Below are 14356 nucleotides of genomic sequence, written 5' to 3'. Positions count from 1 at the left end.
ACATGCATGACCGCAGCCAATCCCATTCGCCGCCAACTGCTCAAGGCCAGCGCCGCGCTGGGCGCGTGCGCGCTGGCGCCCTCACTCGCCCGCGCCCAGGCGTGGCCGGCCAAGCCCGTCCGGCTGGTGGTGCCGTTCGCGCCGGGCGGCAGCTCCGAGATCGTCGCGCGTTCGACCGCGGCGGAGCTGACCAAACTGCTCGGCGTGTCCGTGTTCGTCGAGAACAAGCCGGGCGCCGCCGGCAATATCGCGATGGGCGAAGTCGCGCGTGCCGACGACAACCACACGCTGATCCTCGGCCATATCGGCACGCTGGCGGTCAATCCCTTTATCTTCCCGAAGCTGCCGTATGACCCGGTCAAGGACTTCCGCGCGATCTCGCTGCTGTCCAAGGTGCCAAGCCTGTACGTGGTCCATCCCGACGTACCCGCGAAGAACCTGAAGGAATTCGTGGCGCTCGCCAAAAGCAAGCCCGGCAAGCTCAACTATGGATCGGCCGGCAACGGCAGCGCCGGCCACCTGGCCTTCGAATACCTGAAGGCTGCCACCGGCACCTTCATCACCCACGTGCCATACCGCGGCAGCGGCCCGCAGATCACCGACCTGCTGTCCGGCCGGCTGGACGCCGCCGCGGTGGGTGCGCCCGCTATTCTCCAGTTCATCAAGGCCGGCAAGGTGCGCTGCATCGCCACCGGCACGACCCAGCGCATCGCACAGTTGCCCGACGTGCCCACGGTCGCCGAGCAAGGCTATCCCGGCTTCGAGATGACGCAGTGGTACGGCCTGCTGGCGCCGGCATCGCTGCCGCAGGCCGCCGCCGACAAGCTGGCCGACGCCACCATGAAAGCCGTGAAGAGCCAGAGTTCGGTGGAACGCCTGAGCGCTGACGCGGCCATTGTGGTGGGCGGCACGCCGGCGGAATTCTCGCGCTTCATCGCGCAGGAGCAGCAGCGCTGGCGGCCTATCATTGCGCGGGCTGGAATCAAGCCGGACTGATATCGGCCAACGCCGTCCGGCGGCTCATGGCTTTTCCTGCCACACCGCGATGCCGCCCGAGGTCCCGGTGCGGCCATCCAGGCCGATCTCCATGCGGGTCAGGTCTTCGCCAACCAGCAATCCACCGGCATAGGTCTTGCGGACCCGCTCGACGATCTGCCCGACGGTGGCATCGCCGTTCAGGCCGATGTGGCTGAACACGGCCAGTTTCGGCGCCGCGGCCTGGAACACGCGCGCGGCGTCCTCGGGCGAGGACAGGTGGTCGTAGATGGCGCGGTACGCAGGGTTGGAAGCGAGCAGCGCATCCGGGATCAGCGTGACGCAATGCACCAGCACGTCCGCGTTCCTGGCCTGCGCCACCACGGCGGGGCTGAAGCGGGTATCGCCCGACAGCACCACCGAACGGCCGCGATAGTCGATGCGGTAGCCGTACGACGGGCGGATGTGGTCGCCGTGGTCGTTCTCGAAGGCGGTCACGCGCACGCCGTCCTTCTCGTAGACAACGCCGGGGGCGACGTCGTGCGCGTCGATGGTGATGCCGGTCAGCGCGCTGCCTTCATCCTTGTGGCGGATCGCAATATCGGCGGCAAAGGCCTGGCGCAGGCCGTCCGCCAGCGCGCGCGTGCCCGCCGGGCCGTACAGCGCCATGGGCCGGTCGCGGCGGCCGTAGGGCGGGCGCAGCCAGCCGGTCAGCCACAGGTCGGGCAGGCCCACCAGGTGGTCGGAATGGAAATGCGTGAGGAAATGCGCATCGACGCTGCCCAGCGGAATCCGCAGCTGCCACAGGCGCACCGATACGTTACGGCCGAAATCGAAGACCAGTTTCTGGCCACCGGCCTCCACCAGCGTGCTGTAGCCGGCGCGAGCTGGCGACGGCACCGGCGTGCCCGTGCCCAGCAGCGTCACACGGAAGTGGTCGGCGCCCTCGGCGCCGCCAGCGTGGGGGGCGGCCGTCGCAGCGGCTGCGGCACCGGTAGCCACCGGTGCCGTGGCGGGCGCGGCGGCGGCGAGCGCCGCAGCGCAGGTCATGACGATGCCGGTCAGCACCGACAGCAAGCGGGATGGTTTCATCGTTCTACCTCTTGAAGGAATGCCGCAACGGCTCAGAAGATCTGCTTGATGCCAAGCATGACGCCGGCCTGGTTGCCGCCGGGTACGGGATTGCCGCCGGGGCTGCCGCCGCTGACCGACAGCGCCGACTGGCCGCGATTGTCGATATAGCCTGCGGTGGCATAGATGGAGGTGCGTTTCGAGAACGCATAGGTGCCGCGGATCGCGCCAAGCCAGGCTCCGTTCGCGCTGTGGCGGTAGCTCAGGTAATAGATTTCGCCGGCAAGGTTGAACGCGGGCGTGAGGTCACGGGACACCCCCGCGAACCACAGATCGCTGCGCGGCGTGGCGCTCGCCTGGTTGTTGCGCGACAGCAGCCCCAGGCCCAGCTTGGTCCGCTGCAGCAGCAGGTAGCCGCCCAGCGAGAAGCGATCGTCTTTCAGGCTGCTGCGGGTCAGGCCGCCAAAGGCGCCGGGGCCGCCGCGCAGCGAATCGTAGGCGGCGCTCACGCCCCACCAGTCGGTCTCGTACATCAGCATGGCCGACCATTCGCGGCAGGCGCGTGCATCCGCGGGATTCTCGCCCGCGCAGTTGGTGCCGGCCGGTCCGGGGCCGGCATTGACGGCATCGCGACCCAGGCTGTACGTCGCGCCGACCGTGACGCCGCCGAACTTGCCCTTGTACGACACCGCGTTGTCGGCGCGCGTGTTGGGGATATAGCTGTCGATCGAGCCCACGCCATAGACATTGGAGGTCAGGATGTCGGTATCGAGCCTGGCCCAGAACAGCATGGTGTACTGGCGCCCAAACCCGAGCTGTCCCCACGGGCCGCTCAGCCCGACGAAGGCCTGCCGCCCGAACAGGCGCGCGCCCTGGTTCGACACCCCGGAGTCGGGCGCAAACCCCGATTCGAGCACGAACACGCTCTTCAGCCCGTTGCCAAGGTCCTCAGTGCCGCGCAGTCCCCAACGCGACGGCACGGTCGCCGCCAACGACGGCTGGCGCACCAGGGTACTGCCCGCCGCGCCAACGTGGTTCAGCATTTCCACGCCCGTATCGATGACGCCGTAGAGGGCCACTGACTGCGCCGCCGCCGCCATTGGCATGGCGGCGATCAGTGCGGCCGCGATGCGTATTTTCATGTTGCCTCCTCCTGGCCGGGCCGAGTTGCCGCGGATTTGCCCGACCTGTGCATGTTCATATTTGAACATCTGTTTCTTTATTGAACCAACAGGCGCGAATCATATCGCTGTCTGCAGCGCAGGCGGAGTGGGGAAACTACCAACCGGGGGAAACGCGGTATGTGGCTGAAGGCGGATCGGTGGCGCGCACGCCGGTCCCGCTACACGCACCATTTACAAACCGTGCCCCTTGCACGGGTTACGGCAACGCGCCGCGACGATGGCCCGGAACCTGCAAGGGCTTGCTGCCCCGATTCACCCTTCAGGAGCCCGCCATGAGCATCTTCAAGGACATCCTCAACAAGCTGCTGGGCAAGGACAAGCCCGCGGCCACCACCACGGCGACCACCGCCAGCACTCCACCCGCGGCCGGAACGCCGACTTCAGCAGGCGCGCCGGCCGGCACTGCGCCAGCCGCCGGCACTGGCGCAGCGCCCGCGGGCAACGTCCAGGGCACCACCGGTGCGCCGGCCGGGGCCCAGGCCACGCCGCTGTCGGGCGTCGATGTCGAGGCCATCATGGACCGGATGGCGCAGCAGAGCGGGCAGACGCTGAACTGGCGCACCTCCATCGTCGATACGATGAAGGCGCTCGGGATCGACAGCAGCCTGGAACACCGCAAGGAACTGGCGCGCGAGCTGCACTACACCGGCGACATGAACGATTCCGCGGCGATGAACGTGTGGCTGCACAAGCGCCTGATGCAGGAGCTGGCCGCCAACGGCGGCAAGCTGCCGAAGGAACTGTCCTGAGCGATGACGTGAAAGGCGGCGCCGTGCTGGCGCCGCGGCAGGCTCAGCCCGCGATGCCGGCCCAGCGCAGGTGCCGCGCCCAGTCGGCTTCGCTGATCACGCCGGACACGCCCTGCCGCTGGCCATCGGCGCGATAGAAGTAGGTGCGCGGCATTTCGCCCATCCAGTCCGGATCGACCGCATAGCGCAGCCGCTCCTGCGGCTCGTGCCCGAACACCCACGCATTGCGCGCGAGCCGGACGCGTTCGAGCGTCTTTTGCACCTGCGGCGAGGCCTCGGCACTGTCCGTGGCCAGCGTAACCACGCGCAGTCCGGGATGCTGCGCACGCAGCTTGCCGAGGGCGTCGAAGTTGCGCTTGCAATAGACGCAATCCAGCGACCACACCACCAGCACGAAGGGCTTGCCCTGCTGGCTGGCGGCGATGCGCGCGGCATTGGCGGATTCGAACACGGCGACCCGGTCGGCGGCATTGGCGGTGCCGAGCATCAGCGCGCACGCGGTAACCGCGGCAGCAGCGGCGGCAGTGAGCAGTTGGCGGCGCGATCGCATCATGCGCCCTCCTGCCCGAGCGCGAAGACCTGGAAGCCCTCGGCCTCGGTGCGCCATAGCACGTAGGCGCGGCCGGCGTGCTGCAGCAGGTGCGGCTGGTCGGAATCGCGCTCGGTGCCGGCCAGCTTGCGCGTCTGCCAGGTCTTGCCGCCATCGTGCGACAGCATGGCGGACAGCCGCGTCTGCTGGCCGTCGAACGACTTCCACACCACCGCGATGTCGTGGTCGTTCAGCGCGACGATATCGGCATGCTGTGCGCGCGGGTCATCGAGCGCGCGTTGCGCCTGCAGCTTGCCGTCGCGCCAGCGCCCCACCGACACCGTCGGCTTGCCGTCGCGCATGCTGAACCAGACCATGTGCACCGTGCCGTCCGGCGCCACCGAAGCGCCGGGGCCGTGGTGCGGGCACGCGTCGATGCGCCAGTCGTCGAAGCTGGCGCGCTGCATCGGCGTGGCCTTGCCGTCGGCGCCCAGCAGCGCCAGCGCGTGGTCGCGCGCATTGGGCGGGAACACGTGGCGCCACAGCGCCAGCATCCTGCCGTCGGGCGTGGGCGTCAGCGCGATGCGGCAGCATTCGCACGACTGGTCGGCGATCTTGTAGTCGCCCTGGAAGGTCTTGCCGTGATCGGCCGACACCGCGTAGTAGATCGCGGCACCGGCATACGGCTGCTTGCGCGCCTCGGCGGCGGCCACGTCGCGCTTGTCGATCCAGCTGACGAAGACGCGCCCGGCGGGGTCCACCGCAAGGGCGTCGAAGCGGTGCGCGATCTGGTCGCGGTTGGCATGCACCGTCAGCGGCTCGGCAAAGGTCTTGCCGCCGTCGGTGGAGCGCGCAAAGCGGATAAAGCCGGTCCACGGCCTGGGCAGCGGCTGGGTCCAGGTGATGTAGACCTGGCCGTCGGGCCCCGTGGCCACCTTGGGGCGGCTTTCATGATCGGCGGCGACCGGCTCCGGCGTGGCGTTGACATGCCGCGCCGCGCTGAAGCTGCGACCATAGTCCGTCGACGACCGCACGGCGACATGCTGGCCATCCTTGTAGGCAATCCACAGCCTGCCGTCGCGGTCGAAGGCCGCGCCGGTGCCGAGTTCGCTCATTTTCGCCCTGGCCTGGCCGCCGTGGCCGGCGTGGCCGCCGTGCGCCTGCGCGGCCGCGGTGGCCGACGCCAGCGTGGCGCAGGCCACCAGTCCCGCAGCGATCAGGCGGAAAGCGCGGCGGGCGCCTGGCATGGTGGAGGTCAGCGTGTTCACGTGCTCAGAAGGAAAGTTTCGCCTCGGCGTAGAACGTCCGGCCCGGATACGGGTGGTAGACGTAATAGCGCTGGTCGGTGAGGTTGTCGATGCCAAGCCCGAGCCGCACATTGCGCGCGGGCTTGTACGTCACCTTGACGTCGAAGGTCAGGAAGCTGCTGGTGCCGCCGAAGGTGTCGGGGTTGTGGTCCGAATTGTCGAGCGTATTGTACTGCCGGCCCGAATAGGTCATCGCCAGCGTGCCGGCCCACGCCGGCGTGAAGCGATAGGTGCCCACCAGGTTGGCGCGCCACTTCGGGATGCGATAGAAGTACTTGCCCACCGAGGCCGGGTTGTTGGCGTTCTCCAGCGTCTTCGAATGGTTGTAGGCGCCGCTGGCCGAGAGGTCGAAGCCGCTCACCAGCACGTCGCGCCCGTCGTAGGCCAGCTCGATGCCGCGCGTGCGCACCCGGTCGACATTCTGAAAGCTGGTGACGGTGGGGAACACCGTGGTGTTGGTCTGGCTGACCAGCGCCTCGCGGATATCGTCCTCGTACAGCGAGACCCGGAAATTCGACGCCTCCACCGTGCGCTCGAAGGTCAGGTCCTTCGAGAACGATCGTTCCGGCCGCAGGTTGGGATCGTTGTTGATCAGCGCGGTGCCGGTGATGCGGCCCTGGAACAGCTCGCTGACGGTCGGGTAGCGATAGGCCTGGCCCAGCGACAGCCGGCCCAGCCAGTCCTGCCCGAACGCCTTCTCCAGCGCCAGCTTGGGCGACCAGTTGGATTCGCTGCGCACCGGATAGCCGATATCCACGCCAGGCTGGCTGCGGCTGCCGTCATAGGCGCGCCAGTGCTCGTAGCGCACGCCGGGAATCAGCTTCCAGTCCTCGGCAAAGTACCAGGCGTCCTGCGCGTAGAGCGCCTGGGTCTCGGTCTTGCCGGTAAAGGCATTGTTGAACGCGGTGATGGTGGCCGCGCGCCAGTCCGAGGTGTTGTAGGTGGTGTTGCTCAGCCGGTAGTTGTCATAGTGGTAGCCGAACGTGACCCAGTGCCCGCCCTGCAGGCGCTCGGGGCGGTAGTCGGCCTTCAGGTCGAGCGTGCGCCAGCCGGTGCCGTCGCCATAAGTCACCGTGCCCGGTCCGTTGCCGACGGCGTTGGCGCTGCGGCTCACGTCCTTGCTGACGTCGAACAGCGACGCCACCCCGGAAAAATTCCACCCCGTCTGGTTGCGCGTGCGCAGCGACAGCCCGTAGAGCCAGCGCGCGTCCTCGCCATTGCCGGGCGCAAAGGCATTGGCCGGAATCACGTACTGGGAGCCGCCGATATTCACCGGGCCGCTGGACACCACGTTGCCGCTGGCGTCGCGCAAGTAGCTGCCGGTGGCGTTGGAGCGGTCCTGCTGCCAGTAGGCAGCGGTGAACTGCGCCTGCAGCGTGCTGGTGATGTCGTAGCCGAGCTTGAGCTTGAGCTGGTCCTGCACCGTGTGCGTAACGCCCTCGCTGTTCACGCCCATCACCACGCGGTCGCGCCCGCTCTGGTCCTGGTCGAAAAAGGCCCCGGAAACCGGCGTGTCCGCCGCGCCCGCGGGCCGCGTCGAGCGCGACGCGGTGTAGAAGCTCAGCGGCTGGCTCTTGCTGTCCTGCCGGTCCACGCTGACCAGCCACGAGAGCGCGCCGACGCGGTCGCCCACATAGGCGTTGGCATGCACGCCGTTGAAGTTATCGTGGGTGCCGTACAGGCCGAAGCGCTGCGTGAACAGCTGCACGCTGGCATCGCCCTCGAACTTCTCCGGCGTGCGCGTGGTGATCAGCACCGTCGCGCCCAGCGAATTGCCGGGATACAGCGCCGAATACGGGCCGTACAGCACGTCCATGCGCTCGATCTCGGCGGCATTGACCAGCGACCAGCGCGGCGGGAAGCTGAAGTCCGAGCCCAGCAGGTTGGACAGCAGCAGCCCGTCCGCATAGACCAGCCCGCGTGCCGACTGGCGCGAACTGGTGCTGCGCACCGAGATGATCGAATTCATATCGCCGATAAAGCGCTTGCGCACGGCGAGGTTGGGCGCGTACTTGAGCGCGTCCTCGGTATTGACCACGTTGAAGTCGGCCATGCGCGTGCTGCTGATGCCATACGCCGGCGCCGGCGTGTTGGGCGGGATCGCCGGCGTCTCGCCGCGTTCGGGGCGGGCCGATACCACCACCTCCTGCAGCGGCGCGGGCGCCTCCACGCCTGCCTCCACCCCTTGGGCGGCGGCCACGGCGGGGCCCATCAGCACTGCCGAAACGGCCAGTGCAATGCGGTGTTTCTTCACTGAATGCCTTGTTGTCGTCGTTGTGGGCTCGCCGCGACGCCTGCGCAGCATCAGGCGCTCCTCCCGGACGTCCTCGATAGCGAGCGCTGACATTTTATGGGGCCGGAAGCCATCGGCCGATGCGACATAGCGACGCGGCTAGCGCGCCATATCCGCATGCATCCGTGTTAACCCGCATATCCAATACGGGGCCTTGTCACTACATTGCCCCGACTGGCGTCAAGCCAGCGTGATGCAGGGAGAGACTGTCGCGGCGCCCGCCGCGCATGGCGCCGAAGGAGCAACCGCCCCGGAAACTCTCAGGCAAAAGGACCGGCATCACCCGTCAGTGCACTCTGAAGAATGCCGGACGCCATCGTCCGCCCGGCATACCGAAGGAGCAAGCGCGCCCGCCCCCGCGGCAAGGCGTCGTGAATCTCTCAGGTCCAGAACAGAGGGGGCGTCCTACACGCATGTCGCGTGCGGACTCCCACCCTTCGACGTTCCTGGATCCTGCAGATCATGAAGACAATCGCTGTCATCGGCGGTGGCATCACCGGTGTCACCACCGCCTACGCGCTGGCGCGGCGCGGATTCTCCGTCACGCTGTTCGAACGGCATCGCTATGCCGCCATGGAAACCTCGTTCGCCAACGGCGGGCAGCTCTCCGCATCCAACGCCGAGGTCTGGACCCACTGGTCCACCATCGTCAAGGGGATGAAGTGGATGCTGCGCAAGGATGCGCCGCTGCTGGTCAATCCCCGGCCCAGCTGGCACAAGCTGTCGTGGTTCGCCGAGTTCATCGCGTCGATTCCCCACTACCGCCGCAACACCATCGAGACCGCGCGCCTGGCCATCGCCGCGCGCGAGCACCTGTTTGCCTGGGCGGCGCAGGAAGGCATCGATTTCGACCTGAAGAAGGAAGGCATTCTCCATATCTACCGTGACAAAGCCGGCTTCGAGCATGCCGGCCGCGTCTCCGCGCTGCTGGCGCAAGGCGGGCTCGAGCGGCGCGCGGTGACCCCGCAGGAGATGCGCGCGATCGAGCCGATGCTGGCGGGTTCCTACTACGGCGGCTACTTCACCGAAAGCGATTCGACCGGCGACATCCACAAGTTCACCAGCGGCCTGGCCGCCGCCGCTGCCCGCCTGGGCGTGCGCTGCCGGTACGGCCAGGACGTGCGCGCGGTGAAGACGGACGGAAGGCATGCCACCGTCACCGTGCAGGACGGCGCGGACAGCGCCAGCTCTACCTTCGACGGTGCCGTGATCTGCGCAGGCACCGCCAGCCGCGCCCTGGCGGCAGGGCTGGGCGACCGCGTCAACATCTATCCGGTCAAGGGCTATTCGATCACGGTCAACCTGACCGACGAAGCCAGCCGCGCCGCTGCGCCGACGGTCAGCCTGCTCGACGACGAAACCAAGCTGGTCACCAGCCGCCTCGGCGACGACCGCTTCCGCGTCGCCGGCACCGCCGAGTTCAACGGCACCAACCGCGATATCCGCGCCGACCGCATCCGCCCGCTGGTGGACTGGGTGCAGCAGTGCTTCCCCGGCGTCAGCACGCGCAGCGTGGTGCCATGGGCCGGGCTGCGGCCGATGCTGCCCGACATGCTGCCGCGCGTGGGCCGCGGCCGCTCCGCCTGCATCTTCTACAACACCGGCCATGGGCATTTGGGGTGGACCTTGTCGGCGGTGACGGCGGACATGGTGGCGGGGGTTGTGGACCAGGCAATGGGGAGTGCGCCGGCGATGGTGCCTGGCGCGGTTTTGGCGCCGGTGCGGGCGTGAGGCGGCGGAGGCAAAGGGCTTAGCACGCAAGCGCATTTTCAAGAGTCAGCGATTTCTGAATCCGTTGCCCGGATTCAAACTTCGCGCGCCCCTGGAAATGCGACATCTCTCATCGATTCCCCGGTACCGACAGGAAATACTGGTGGCGTCATCGGACCACCGATGATCGGGTGTGGAAAGCCCGGATGTATAAGGTGGACAGGCGTTGCGCTTGTAGCGGGCAACGCCTGTGTGTTCGCACGAACCAAGCCGGCTCCCTGGCGGGCCGGGCGAGGCAGCCGCAAGGCTGGCCGGTTCCCCACCTTTGACCGGTCTTTCCACCCTCGCCGTCTGGCCCGCCGCCCTCATGTGGAAATGAGTGGCGCGCCTTTACTAGTGGGGAACTTATGGCAACGATCGATGAAATCACAAACGACTGTCTTCAGCAGGTTCGCGCAGGAATTGAAGGGGTTCTCGTACTGCTGGATCACGAAAGCGAAAGTTCGGACGGCTGCTTCAGTGCGCTGTGTCTGCTTGGCATGGTGAAGATGCAGCTGGATGGGCTGATGGTTGAGCGAGAGCGGTTGCAATAGTGGCTGACGGGTGTGACAGTGAGTTTGGGATGTCACACCCTTGTTCTGCGGGAAGCACCTTGAAACACCGCCTGCAAACCGGCCCTCATTGATCCTGAACGATCACGCTTTGACAGGCTCTCTTTAGTCGTTAAGCGTCAGTTCGGTTACTGATTCTGACGATAGCGCAGTCGTATGTTCGGTGGCCAAAGACCGGCCACACGCAGCTACAGCTGAAATGGGGCGGCGAAGCCACACACTCACTGTGCCTTCGTCACAAAAGTTTCACTTCACACACTTCCATTATTCGACTATCGTCGAAAAATGGAAACCGATCACGCCCTTGACGCGCTTGCCGCGCTCGCCCATTCGATACGTTTGTCCGTGTTCCGGCTGCTCGTGCAGGCCGGGCCTGGCGGCCTTCCCGCGGGCCGGATAGCCGAGCTGATGGAAATGCCGGCGTCATCCCTCTCCTTCCACCTGAAGGAGTTGCACCGTGCCGGCTTGTTATCCAGCAGGCAGGACGGACGCTCGATCATCTACATGGCCCATTTCGAGACCATGAACGCACTGCTCGGCTACCTCACGGAGAACTGCTGCAGCGGCAATCCGTGCTCCCCTGTGTCCCAATGTTTCGTCGCCTCGGAGCCCAAATCATGAAGCGCTTCCACGTGCACGTCAGCGTCACCGACCTGTCTGCGAGCATTCGCTACTACTCAGCCCTCTTCGCGGCCGAGCCCACGGTCGTAAAAGAGGACTATGCGAAGTGGATGCTGGAGGATCCGCGCGTGAACTTCGCCATTTCGGCCCGCGGCGCGGAGACCGGCGTCGACCACCTCGGGTTTCAGACAGACGACGCGGCCGAGCTGGCCGAACTGAAGCAGCGGGCCGAAGCGGCCGACATGGCGTTGCTCGACGAAGGCGAGACCACCTGCTGCTACGCGAAGAGCGAGAAGTATTGGGTCACGGATCCGCAAGGCATCGCGTGGGAGCACTTTCATACCCTGGGTAATGTGCCGGTGTACGGCGAATCCCGAAAAATCGATGCTGCGGGCCAGGAATCGGCCTGTTGCGCCCCCCGCACTCCGAAGGGCAAGCCGATCGGCGTCGCGGTCAACTCCACGCCGTCCTGCTGCTAAGGGTGCGTCCTCACACGCAATCCGATCCGCACTTCAATAATCTCGTAGCGCCCCATGACCACCAACGTACTGATTCTGTGCACCCACAACTCTGCCCGCAGTGTGCTGAGCGAGGGCATGTTGAACCATCTGGCCCGGCAGTCGGGCCGCGATGTGCGCGCCTATAGCGCCGGGAGCTCGCCAAGCGGGCGCATCAATCCATTCGCCCTCGAGGTGCTTGGCAATGCTGGCGTCGACGTCGGCGACTTCCGCAGCAAGAGCTGGGATGAATTTGTCGGCGAGAATGCTCCTGAGATGCGGGTGGTCATCACGGTGTGCGACAGTGCCGCCGAAGAGGAGTGCCCGTATTGGCCGGGCAGCCCGGTCAAGGTGCATTGGGGCTACCCTGATCCGTCGAACACGGAAGGCGGCGACGAAAAGAAGCGGCAGGCATTCGAGTTGACACGTCAGGCCATCGGCTACCGCATGCTGCAATTGCTGCTGCTTCCGATCGAAGACATGAGCAATGCCGAACTTCAAGAGACGCTGCAGCGTCTGGCCCGGAGCTGAAACCATGAGCAGCCAGAACGTTGCCACCTCGAGCGTGACCACCTCCAAGCCGGCCATCGGATTCTTCGAGCGGTATCTGACGGTGTGGGTTGCGCTGTGCATTGTCGCCGGCATCACGCTGGGGCAGATGTTGCCTGAGGTCTTTCACGCCATCGGCCGCATGGAGTATGCCCAGGTCAACCTTCCCGTCGGCATCCTGATCTGGGTCATGATCATCCCGATGCTGATCAAGATCGACTTCAGCGCACTGGGACAGGTGAAATCGCACTGGCGTGGCATCGGCGTGACCTTGTTCATCAACTGGGCAGTCAAGCCATTCTCGATGGCGCTGCTCGGATGGATCTTTGTCCGCCACCTCTTTGCGCCGTTTCTGCCTGCCGACCAACTCGACAGCTATGTGGCCGGGCTCATCCTTCTGGCCGCCGCGCCATGCACCGCCATGGTCTTTGTGTGGAGCCAGTTGTGCAAGGGCGACCCGTACTTCACGCTGTCTCAGGTGGCCCTGAACGACGCCATCATGGTGGTCGCCTTTGCACCGGTGGTGGCGCTGTTGCTGGGCCTGTCTTCCATCACCGTGCCGTGGGATACCTTGCTTACCTCGGTTGCGCTCTACATCGTTGTGCCCGTCATCATTTCGCAATTGCTGCGCAAGATGCTTCTCGGCCGCGGCGTGGCCCACTTCCAGCGCGTCGTACACCACCTGGGGCCGTACTCGATTACGGCGCTGCTCCTGACCCTGATCCTGCTGTTTGCGTTCCAGGGCAAGGCGATCATCGATCAGCCGCTGGTGATCGCGTTGCTGGCGGTGCCGATCCTGATCCAGGTGTTCTTCAACTCAGGACTCGCTTACCTTCTGAACCGCAAGCTCGGCGTTGCCCACTGCGTAGCGGGCCCGTCGAGCCTGATCGGTGCCAGCAACTTCTTTGAGCTTGCAGTCGCCACCGCAATCAGCTTGTTTGGTTTCCAGTCGGGAGCGGCGCTGGCCACGGTGGTGGGCGTACTCATCGAGGTGCCGGTCATGCTGCTTGTCGTTGGCATCGTCAACCGGTCTCAGTCGTGGTACGAGGCCAAGGCCAACTAAGGAAAACGCATGTCGGTAACGATCTACCATAACCCGGCGTGCGGCACCTCGCGCAACACGCTGGCCATGATCCGCAATACGGGTATCGAGCCGAATGTCATCGAATATCTGAATACGCCGCCTGACCGGCAGACCTTGCAGCAGATGATCCGCGATGCTGGCCTCACGGTTCGCGAGGCCATCCGGGAGAAGGGTACGCCCTACGCCGAACTGGGCCTGTCCGACCCGGCGCTGACCGATGAGCAGTTGCTCGATGCAATGCTGGCCCATCCGATCCTGATCAACCGGCCCTTTGTCGTCACTGAGCTTGGCGTGCGGCTGTGCCGGCCATCGGAAATCGTGCTCGACATCCTGCCCTCGCCCCAGCAAGGTGCCTTTACCAAGGAAGATGGCGAAGCCGTCATCGACGCGCAAGGACGGAGGATCAAATGACCATGGATCTGCCCAATGTCGTCCCGGCCGTGCTCGATACACCGGACCTGGCCAAGCTGCAACCGTCTCGCCTCAGCACGCATCCGCCGCGCATCCTGCTGCTCTATGGCTCACTGCGCGAAACGTCTTATAGCCGCCTGCTGGTGCAGGAAGCCGAGCGCATCCTGCAACATTTCGGCGCGCAGACTCGCGTCTTCGATCCGCGTGACCTGCCGGTGTGCGACAGTGTTCCGGCGGATCATCCCAAAGTGGTTGAACTGCGCAAGCTCTCGGAGTGGTCGGAAGGTCAGGTGTGGTGCAGTCCCGAGCGGCACGGCACGCTGACCGCGGTTTTCAAGAACCAGATCGACTGGCTGCCTCTGGAAATCGGAGCCATCCGACCGACTCAGGGTCGCACGCTCGCCGTGATGCAGGTTTGCGGCGGCTCGCAGTCGTTCAACGCGGTCAACGCGCTACGCGTGCTGGGGCGCTGGATGCGCATGGTGACGATTCCGAACCAGTCGTCGGTAGCCAAGGCGTACCAGGAGTTCGATGCCAGCGGCCGCATGAAGCCGTCCTCTTACTATGACCGCGTGGTCGACGTGATGGAAGAACTTTACAAGTTCACGCTGCTGGTGCGCGACCGCAGCGACTACCTGACCGATCGCTACAGCGAGCGCAAGGAAGCGGCGCCGGCGAACGTCACCGCGCTCGCCGCGGCAGCCATGAGCCATGAGCGGGACGCGCAGGTCAGCGATACGGATAGCGGCGAAGTCGAATAACAAG

The 14356-nt window shown here is 65.8% G+C and carries 15 protein-coding genes and 2 riboswitches; of the genes, 10 read left to right on the top strand and 5 right to left on the bottom strand.

Translation table 11 applies throughout. The annotated features are described in order from the left end of the window. The first annotated feature begins 6 nt into the window (after positions 1-6). Positions 7-996, top strand: coding sequence for a Bug family tripartite tricarboxylate transporter substrate binding protein (locus tag U9J39_RS20050; protein WP_115681843.1), 990 nt, complete (start codon positions 7-9; stop codon positions 994-996). A gap of 24 nt (positions 997-1020) precedes the next feature. Here the strand turns inward: U9J39_RS20050 and U9J39_RS20045 are convergent, their stop codons facing one another. Then, positions 1021-2067, bottom strand: a complete 1047-nt coding sequence (locus tag U9J39_RS20045) for an MBL fold metallo-hydrolase (protein ID WP_326347855.1) — start codon at positions 2065-2067, stop codon at positions 1021-1023. Between the two features lie 32 nt (positions 2068-2099). Further along, the gene (locus U9J39_RS20040) at positions 2100-3188 is read right to left on the bottom strand and encodes a porin (protein WP_326347854.1); all 1089 of its coding nucleotides are present in this window, start codon (positions 3186-3188) and stop codon (positions 2100-2102) included. A gap of 314 nt (positions 3189-3502) precedes the next feature. Here U9J39_RS20040 and U9J39_RS20035 point away from each other — a divergent pair, with 314 nt between their 5' ends. Continuing rightward, a complete protein-coding gene (locus tag U9J39_RS20035) occupies positions 3503-3979 on the top strand; it encodes a DUF3597 domain-containing protein (protein ID WP_115681846.1) in 477 nt (158 codons plus the stop codon). A 43-nt stretch (positions 3980-4022) separates the two neighbouring features. On the opposite strand, the gene U9J39_RS20030 is transcribed toward U9J39_RS20035, so the two are convergent. The 3 genes from U9J39_RS20030 to U9J39_RS20020 are packed head-to-tail and all read right to left on the bottom strand — an operon-like array spanning position 4023 to position 8069. Then, positions 4023-4532 (bottom strand): hypothetical protein, encoded by a 510-nt coding sequence (locus U9J39_RS20030; protein WP_326347853.1) that lies wholly within the window; start codon positions 4530-4532, stop codon positions 4023-4025. Next, entirely contained in the window at positions 4529-5755 is a 1227-nt protein-coding gene (locus U9J39_RS20025; protein ID WP_442784913.1) for an exo-alpha-sialidase, read from the bottom strand. The genes U9J39_RS20030 and U9J39_RS20025 overlap by 4 nt, the downstream gene beginning before the upstream one ends. 25 nt (positions 5756-5780) lie before the next feature. Beyond that, positions 5781-8069: a TonB-dependent receptor gene (locus U9J39_RS20020; RefSeq protein ID WP_414248364.1), complete on the bottom strand. Its 2289-nt coding sequence runs from the start codon at positions 8067-8069 to the stop codon at positions 5781-5783. A 226-nt stretch (positions 8070-8295) separates the two neighbouring features. Continuing rightward, a riboswitch (glycine riboswitch) is annotated at positions 8296-8394 on the top strand. Beyond that, positions 8395-8513: riboswitch (glycine riboswitch) on the top strand. It abuts the riboswitch before it with no gap. Positions 8514-8528: 15 nt separating this feature from the next. Between U9J39_RS20020 and U9J39_RS20015 the strand changes: the two genes are divergently transcribed. The 8 genes from U9J39_RS20015 to arsH all read left to right on the top strand — a co-directional run bounded on the left by U9J39_RS20015 (position 8529) and on the right by arsH (position 14352). Further along, positions 8529-9839 (top strand): D-amino acid dehydrogenase, encoded by a 1311-nt coding sequence (locus tag U9J39_RS20015; protein ID WP_326347850.1) that lies wholly within the window; start codon positions 8529-8531, stop codon positions 9837-9839. A 386-nt stretch (positions 9840-10225) separates the two neighbouring features. Next, positions 10226-10411, top strand: coding sequence for a DUF1484 family protein (locus U9J39_RS20010; RefSeq protein WP_116313453.1), 186 nt, complete (start codon positions 10226-10228; stop codon positions 10409-10411). 303 nt (positions 10412-10714) lie between these two features. After that, positions 10715-11050, top strand: a complete 336-nt coding sequence (locus U9J39_RS20005; protein WP_115699652.1) for an ArsR/SmtB family transcription factor — start codon at positions 10715-10717, stop codon at positions 11048-11050. Continuing rightward, complete coding sequence (locus tag U9J39_RS20000; protein WP_115712255.1) at positions 11047-11529, top strand: ArsI/CadI family heavy metal resistance metalloenzyme; 483 nt, start codon at positions 11047-11049, stop codon at positions 11527-11529. The genes U9J39_RS20005 and U9J39_RS20000 overlap by 4 nt, the downstream gene beginning before the upstream one ends. Positions 11530-11583: 54 nt before the next feature. Then, positions 11584-12078, top strand: a complete 495-nt coding sequence (locus U9J39_RS19995; protein WP_116313451.1) for an arsenate reductase ArsC — start codon at positions 11584-11586, stop codon at positions 12076-12078. A 4-nt stretch (positions 12079-12082) separates the two neighbouring features. Next, complete coding sequence (gene arsB / locus U9J39_RS19990) at positions 12083-13159, top strand: ACR3 family arsenite efflux transporter (RefSeq protein WP_115712251.1); 1077 nt, start codon at positions 12083-12085, stop codon at positions 13157-13159. Between the two features lie 9 nt (positions 13160-13168). Next, a complete protein-coding gene (gene arsC, locus U9J39_RS19985; protein WP_116313450.1) occupies positions 13169-13591 on the top strand; it encodes an arsenate reductase (glutaredoxin) in 423 nt (140 codons plus the stop codon). Then, complete coding sequence (gene arsH / locus U9J39_RS19980; RefSeq protein ID WP_116313449.1) at positions 13588-14352, top strand: arsenical resistance protein ArsH; 765 nt, start codon at positions 13588-13590, stop codon at positions 14350-14352. The genes arsC and arsH overlap by 4 nt, the downstream gene beginning before the upstream one ends. Positions 14353-14356 lie beyond the last annotated feature (4 nt).

This window comes from Cupriavidus sp. SS-3 (assembly GCF_035818815.1).
GTDB lineage: Bacteria > Pseudomonadota > Gammaproteobacteria > Burkholderiales > Burkholderiaceae > Cupriavidus > Cupriavidus taiwanensis_C.
Note: the sequence above shows the minus strand (reverse complement) of the source record. Positions and strands in the feature narration are given on the sequence as shown.

Bases quoted from the DNA above. Each gene is read 5' to 3' on its own strand.
- U9J39_RS20050 (WP_115681843.1), top strand. From the start codon at position 7: ATGACCGCAGCCAATCCCATTCGCCGCCAACTGCTCAAGGCCAGCGCC.
- U9J39_RS20045 (WP_326347855.1), bottom strand. From the start codon at position 2,067: ATGAAACCATCCCGCTTGCTGTCGGTGCTGACCGGCATCGTCATGACC.
- U9J39_RS20040 (WP_326347854.1), bottom strand. From the start codon at position 3,188: ATGAAAATACGCATCGCGGCCGCACTGATCGCCGCCATGCCAATGGCG.
- U9J39_RS20035 (WP_115681846.1), top strand. From the start codon at position 3,503: ATGAGCATCTTCAAGGACATCCTCAACAAGCTGCTGGGCAAGGACAAG.
- U9J39_RS20030 (WP_326347853.1), bottom strand. From the start codon at position 4,532: ATGATGCGATCGCGCCGCCAACTGCTCACTGCCGCCGCTGCTGCCGCG.
- U9J39_RS20025 (WP_442784913.1), bottom strand. From the start codon at position 5,755: ATGCCAGGCGCCCGCCGCGCTTTCCGCCTGATCGCTGCGGGACTGGTG.
- U9J39_RS20010 (WP_116313453.1), top strand. From the start codon at position 10,226: ATGGCAACGATCGATGAAATCACAAACGACTGTCTTCAGCAGGTTCGC.
- U9J39_RS20005 (WP_115699652.1), top strand. From the start codon at position 10,715: ATGGAAACCGATCACGCCCTTGACGCGCTTGCCGCGCTCGCCCATTCG.
- U9J39_RS20000 (WP_115712255.1), top strand. From the start codon at position 11,047: ATGAAGCGCTTCCACGTGCACGTCAGCGTCACCGACCTGTCTGCGAGC.
- U9J39_RS19995 (WP_116313451.1), top strand. From the start codon at position 11,584: ATGACCACCAACGTACTGATTCTGTGCACCCACAACTCTGCCCGCAGT.
- arsB (WP_115712251.1), top strand. From the start codon at position 12,083: ATGAGCAGCCAGAACGTTGCCACCTCGAGCGTGACCACCTCCAAGCCG.
- arsC (WP_116313450.1), top strand. From the start codon at position 13,169: ATGTCGGTAACGATCTACCATAACCCGGCGTGCGGCACCTCGCGCAAC.
- arsH (WP_116313449.1), top strand. From the start codon at position 13,588: ATGACCATGGATCTGCCCAATGTCGTCCCGGCCGTGCTCGATACACCG.